6 protein-coding genes are annotated in these 5,627 nt (G+C 69.1%); 1 reads left to right on the top strand and 5 read right to left on the bottom strand.

The genetic code is table 11. From position 1 onward, the window contains the following. Positions 1 to 844 (top strand): alpha/beta fold hydrolase (locus ON21_RS12780; RefSeq protein ID WP_039798064.1); only part of this gene is annotated, 844 nt, incomplete at its 5' end. A gap of 174 nt (positions 845 to 1,018) precedes the next feature. On the opposite strand, the gene ON21_RS12775 is transcribed toward ON21_RS12780, so the two are convergent. The 5 genes from ON21_RS12775 to ON21_RS12755 all read right to left on the bottom strand — a co-directional run. After that, positions 1,019 to 2,449, bottom strand: a complete 1,431-nt coding sequence (locus tag ON21_RS12775; RefSeq protein ID WP_051020736.1) for a S8 family peptidase — start codon at positions 2,447 to 2,449, stop codon at positions 1,019 to 1,021. A gap of 54 nt (positions 2,450 to 2,503) precedes the next feature. Beyond that, a complete protein-coding gene (locus ON21_RS12770; RefSeq protein ID WP_039798061.1) occupies positions 2,504 to 3,100 on the bottom strand; it encodes a DUF308 domain-containing protein in 597 nt (198 codons plus the stop codon). A 103-nt stretch (positions 3,101 to 3,203) separates the two neighbouring features. Continuing rightward, positions 3,204 to 3,848: a maltokinase N-terminal cap-like domain-containing protein gene (locus ON21_RS12765; RefSeq protein WP_245562572.1), complete on the bottom strand. Its 645-nt coding sequence runs from the start codon at positions 3,846 to 3,848 to the stop codon at positions 3,204 to 3,206. Positions 3,849 to 3,899: 51 nt separating this feature from the next. After that, positions 3,900 to 4,835 (bottom strand): coiled-coil domain-containing protein, encoded by a 936-nt coding sequence (locus tag ON21_RS12760; RefSeq protein ID WP_245562571.1) that lies wholly within the window; start codon positions 4,833 to 4,835, stop codon positions 3,900 to 3,902. Between the two features lie 299 nt (positions 4,836 to 5,134). After that, the coding region (locus ON21_RS12755; RefSeq protein ID WP_039798059.1) for a Gfo/Idh/MocA family oxidoreductase at positions 5,135 to 5,627 on the bottom strand (493 nt) is incomplete at its 5' end.

The raw sequence follows: 5,627 nt of genomic DNA, 5'->3' as shown, positions 1-5,627 counted from the left end.
AGAAACCATGAGATCCGGCACGCTAGGAGTCCCTGGCGCCACGCTGTACTACGAGGTGAGTGGCGCCGGGCCGGTGCTGCTGTTGCTACCGGGCAGCGGAGGCGACGCGGCGGTGTTCGATCCCATCCTCGAGCCCCTCGCACAACACTTCACCGTGGTCACCATCGACCCGCGCGGTTATTCGCGCAGCGTGCTCGACCCCGGGCCACCGGCCGACATCGAGGTCGAGGTGCAGAGCGAGGACGCCCACTTGCTCCTCGAGCATCTCACGCCCACGGGCGAGGACGCCTACGTGTTCGGCGGCAGCGGCGGCGCGGTGGTCGCGCTCGATCTGCTGGCCCGGCATCCCGAGCGGTTGCGCCTGGTGATCGCGCACGAGCCGCCGTCTTTCGGCGTGCTGCCCGATGCCGCCGAGCACAGGGCGTTCGTCGACGAAGTGTACGAATTGTTCGTCACCGACGGTCTCGCCGCCGCGGGCGCCCGCTTTCTCGAAGGCATCGGCGGAGGTGTCCGGATGCCCGATCCGGCCGAACTCTCGCCGCGCGCCGCGGCGATGATCGAACGCCTGCACGCGAACGCCCCGCGCAACATGGAACACGAGTTGCGCACGATCACCTCACATCTGCCCGACATCGCCGCCTTGGCGCCGGTCGCCGACCGCCTCGTGCTCGGAGCAGGCCGCGAGAGCAAGGGCAAGCTCCCCCACCGCCCCGCGGAGACACTCGCCCAGCAGCTGAACATCCCGCTGACCGAGTTCCCGGGCGGGCACAGCGGATTCACCGACGAGCCAGCCGAATTCGCCCAGTTGCTGCTCGAATTGCTGCTCGCGGCACGCGTGGATTGATCAGCGCACGACTTCCACGGTCGCATCTGATATCGGCGTACGGTCGAGCCACCGCCGCACTCGACTCGAGGCGGATTTCATTTCTCACAACTATGGCGTGAGTAAATTCCAAGTAGTGGAATCGGGGCCGGATACCGGGGTTTCCGAGCACTCCAGTCCTCGGCGAACGACCGCCTATCGTGGCAAGATCATCGATTTCAGATCCGGTAAGTTGCCGATGCGCTGGGATGCGGGCCGGTCCCGGGCATCGGTTTGCGGTGAGCCGGTTTCCCGCAGCCGGGCGCGCACTTCCGCCGGGGTCTTGCGTCCGGCCGCGGCCGCGCTCATGCCCTGATAACTCGCGACCGCGCCCACCACGATCGGCGACGCGCTCGAGGTTCCGCTGAACACGTCGGTGTACCAGAGGTCCTCATCGGGACCGCCTTGCAGGTCGCCGTATCCGGTGGTGGTGACTTCCAGGCCCCAGCCCTGCACGTCGACCCGTTTCCCGTAGTTGGAGAACGGCAACCGGGAGCGGGCCGGGCCGTTGTCCCGGCCGTGGAAGCCGGGTGGGGGTGCGCCGGCTCCGACGATGATCGCCCCGGAGTCGGCCTCGCCGCCGCGGAAGGGATTGCGCCATGTGCTCGGGAACTCCGCGGGGCGGGAGTCGTAGCTCGCGGCGTCGAGGTCCTCGCCGCCGTTGCCTCCCGCCTCCACCACAACGATGCCTTTGCCGACCGCGTACCTGATCGCCGCGAAGTCGTCGGGCCACCACTCGATCGCGATATAGCCGCGCTGGTCCGGCCGGTTGGCGTAGGCCGAACGCGGTCCGGGACGGTGCAGTTCGAGCAGCATCACATCGCCGGGGTTGAGCGCGTCCGCCGCCGAGCGGATCGCGGCCGCCGATCCGGATCCGAAGATCGACACCGCCCGGATGTAGGCTTCGGGCACGATCCCGGTGATGCCGTAGGCGTTCACGTCACCGCTGATCACTCCGGCGACCGCGGTGCCGTGGTCGCGCCAACCTTGCTCCGGCGAGGGGCTGCCTCCGATCACCCCGCCCTGGTTGACCTGCAGATCCTCGTGGGTGAACCGCCAGGCGCCCTCGACATCCACCACGCGCACGCCGGTCCCGCGGCCCCCGGGAACCGTCCAGGCCCACCGGGCGTCGATTCCCTGCGGGGCGGCATCCAGATATCCCTGTCGGACCGCGAAATCCGGCGTGACCGGCGGGGCCTCGGCGGTGGAGCGGCCGGTGATCGCTCGCGCGCCTTCCGGCGCGATCGGCGGTTCGGCGGGCGGCTTCACATATGCCGCCGCCACATCGTCGGCGGCACGCATCCGCTCGGCCAGTTCGTCGAGCCGGCCGGTGACGCCGCGGACGTAGAAGTAGTTGAGGTATTCCGCCCCGGTCTCCAGGTGCGGGGTGCCGGTGAGCCTGCGCTCCAAGCGGTTGGCCGGCCCGAAGATCCGCACCAGTTCGCTCCCGGCCGGAAGCAGTTCCGTCAGACGTGCTTGCGCGCCGTGACTGTCGCTCAGAGCGATCGGTGTGATCGCGGTATCGGTGCCGTGGGTGACCACGACGAGTTCCGCGGGCGACCGGAGTTCGGATTGCTGGGAAGCCATGGCGCCCAGTCAACCTCGATAGCATCCGGTTCGCCACCGGATGCGCTGTCACGGTCAGCCGTCCAGGCGCAGGGTCGGCACCATGCCCGGCAGGGCTACCGCTTCACGCCGGGAGCCGACGGCGAACAAGGCCTCCAGCGTTCCGATCGCGATCAGACATGATCCGGTCACCCAGCCGAGCGTGTCCGGCGACTCGAACGGAACCGAACCGACCAGCACGCCGAGCGCCAGCGTGACCAGCCCGAACAGCTCCTGCCGTACCCGCCCGGGCAGATCGTCGACCCAGACCGCCACGGTGGCGTGACAGATCCCCCGGACCGCCCACGCCAATCCGATCCAGAACGCCAGCAGTGGAGCCGAATTCCCGCCCGCCAGGCACAGCGCCGCGAGTAGGGCCGACAGCGCGCCACTGACCAGCACCAGCACTCGCAGCGGGGTCACAAAGCGGGCACCGAGCGCCACGACCAGCTGTAGGACACTGTTGAGCAGTAGGTAGCCGCCGGACAGCAGTTCCGCCGTCGGCAGCGACTTGTGCGGCCACACCGCTAGGGCCACACCCATGATCATCGAGCAGGCACCGGCCACCAGTACCGTCTGCCGGGCTGCGCCGGCCAGTGGTTCCGAACGCCCTTCGACCTCGGTTTCGGGCATAGCTACATGATATGACCGAAATTGCGGTTAGCGAGTCGTTTGCCTCATCACAGTCATCGTCGTGCGTGCGCAGGTCGCCGCCACGCGTGCCGTCGGAGGCGAATTACGTGACGAGTTCCATGAATACGCCCCTGGCGGTGGCGCCGTCGTCGAGCCGCCACGGGGCGCTGACCCGGCCGGCGACCGCAGCCTCAGCGGCACCGCGCAAAAGGCGATGGATCCGGACGATCCGGTCGCCCACCGGGATGTCTGTGTACGACAATCCATCCCGGACCTGGCCGAATCCTTCTGTCAGAGAGACTTTCTCCGCGACAGACACGGTGACCGAAGGGTCCGGTGTATCGCTTTCGCTCTGGGCCTGTGGCTGCGCGTCCCCGGTGAGCAGGGCGACGATCCGAGTCACCGCCACCGGGTCGCGAGTGGCGTCGTACACCCATCGCGTGCCGAGGACACCGTGTTCGGAAGTGCCCACGAGTGCCTCGGCGGCGTCCGGCAGCGACGAGCCTCGGTAGGTCAGCGGCACGTGATAGGTGCGCGGCTCCGCGCCGGAGTGATCGGTGACCACCATGAATTCGATCCCGACTTCTCCGTCCGGGTCATCGAGCCGGAAACCACCGGCTTTCCGCAGATCCGGTAGCCTTTCACCGCGATACCATATGCGGCCGGGCAGCCACGAGGCCAGCAGTTCCATCTTCGTGGGAACCATGGTGGTCCGGTGGATGACGGCCATGCCCGGATTCTCCTCCACGTCACGCAACACCTTGCATCGAAAGCCTAGTACGGAAACCCGTGCGCCTGTTCAGGTGTCGTCGCGCCGACCAGGTTCGGTAGCGGACGATTTGCGACGCGTTTCGGCGAGGAGTCGGTCGAGCTGGGCTTCGGCGCGTTCGGCGCGCGCGAGGGTCTGCACGCGCGCTTCGTCGAGCGCTTCCAGCCGCTGAGCGGTTTCCGCGCGCGCCTGGTCGACGGCCGCGGCGGCTTCGGCACGGACGGAGGCGAGTTCGGCTGCGGCGGCGCGCCGGGTTTCGGCGAGTTCGGCGCGGGTGGTGTCGAGTTCGGCGCGTACTCGGCGCCATTCGGCTCGCGCTTCGTCGGCGGCTTCGGCCCGCTCCGCGGCGGTTCGCTCGGCTCGTTCGGCCGTTCGTTCGGCGTCCGCTGCGCGCTGCACGGCGACATCGCGCTCGGAATGGGCGGCCGCGACCAGGGCTTCCGCCTCGCGCCGGGCTTGTGCGATGTCGGTCTGTGCGCGCCGCTCGGCGCGCTCGATTCGTTGTGCGGCTTGCTGTTCGATGCGTTGGATCTGCTCGGCGGACTCGCGGCGCACGGTGGCGACTTCGGCTTCCGCGACGCTGCGGGCGGCGAACACGTCGTCGGCGGCCTGCTTGGTGACGCGTTCGACTTCTCGCAGCGCGTCGTCGCGCGCCGAATTCGCCTCGGCGATCAATGCTTCGGCTTGTTCGGCGGCGTCGGCCGCGTCGTCGGCGGCGGATTCGGCGATTTCCCTGGCCTCCTGCGCCTCGCGCCGCGCCTGCTCGGCCGCTACCGCCGCGCTCTGCGCCTCGGCGATCCGGCGCGCCGCGTCCACCTGCACCGCCTGTACCTGGGCTTCCGCGACCGCCGGGTCGGCCAGTGTGGACAACTCCGCGACCGCGGCGCTCAGCGTGGTGTTCAACTGCTCGGCGAGTCCGCGGAACTGGGTGAGCAGTTCATCGGCCCGCAACCGTGCGACGGTCACCGGTCCCGGTTGCGTCACAGTGACGGTAGCAGTCGCGGCCTCCGACTCCTGCTGTTGCCGTTGCCGTTCGCGCCACGCCCGCCATCGCGTGTGATCGGGCCGGTCGCAGTACTCCGAGGGACGACCGGGCCCTGCTCCGCTCGTGATCGGGCGCGTACAGCCCGGATAGTTGCACACCTTCGACACCGCCAGATCGTAGCGTTCGAGTCGCCCACGAGGGGTTGACCCTCGCGACGAGGTCGATCGTGCGCGGATCGGTGGGCGGAGGCGGAATCGGTCGATTCCGCCCTCCCTGTCGGCTACGAGATGTCCCGGACGATTCCGTCGGCCGCTGACTTTTCGATGGCGGCGAGGAGCCTGTGGTGGCGCAGGGCGGTCTCGAAGTTGGGATGCGGTCGCCGGGCTTCGGCGATGGATCGGGCGACTTCCTGGTAGAGGGCCGCGATGTTGGCCGGTGGACCGGACCGGACGCCGGCGGGGACGGTGCGATAGGTGTCGGGCACGGTCAGGCTCTGGTCGCCGATCCGGATGTCCCAGTCGCCCCAGTGAATGAACGTCCCCGGCTGGGCTGGGGTGGCGGTCAACGTTCCGTCGCTGCCGACGAGCTCGAGGCGGAACCCGTACCGGGCGGGACCGTTGCCGCCGTGCACGGCGACGGAGGCGGTGGCGCCACCGGCCAGCAATCCGTGCAGCAGTACGTGACTGGGCGTGGCGTTGGGCACGGTCTGCTCCGTTCCGGTGATGAGCACGCGGTCGTGCGTGCGGGGCAGCCGTGCGGAGACTTCGGTCAGT

Source organism: Nocardia araoensis NBRC 100135 (assembly GCF_000308435.1).
Lineage (GTDB): Bacteria > Actinomycetota > Actinomycetes > Mycobacteriales > Mycobacteriaceae > Nocardia > Nocardia araoensis.
Note: the sequence above shows the minus strand (reverse complement) of the source record. Positions and strands in the feature narration are given on the sequence as shown.

Excerpts from the sequence above, each read along its gene's own strand:
- ON21_RS12775 (WP_051020736.1), bottom strand. The coding sequence starts at position 2,449 with ATGGCTTCCCAGCAATCCGAACTCCGGTCGCCCGCGGAACTCGTCGTG.
- ON21_RS12770 (WP_039798061.1), bottom strand. The coding sequence starts at position 3,100 with ATGCCCGAAACCGAGGTCGAAGGGCGTTCGGAACCACTGGCCGGCGCA.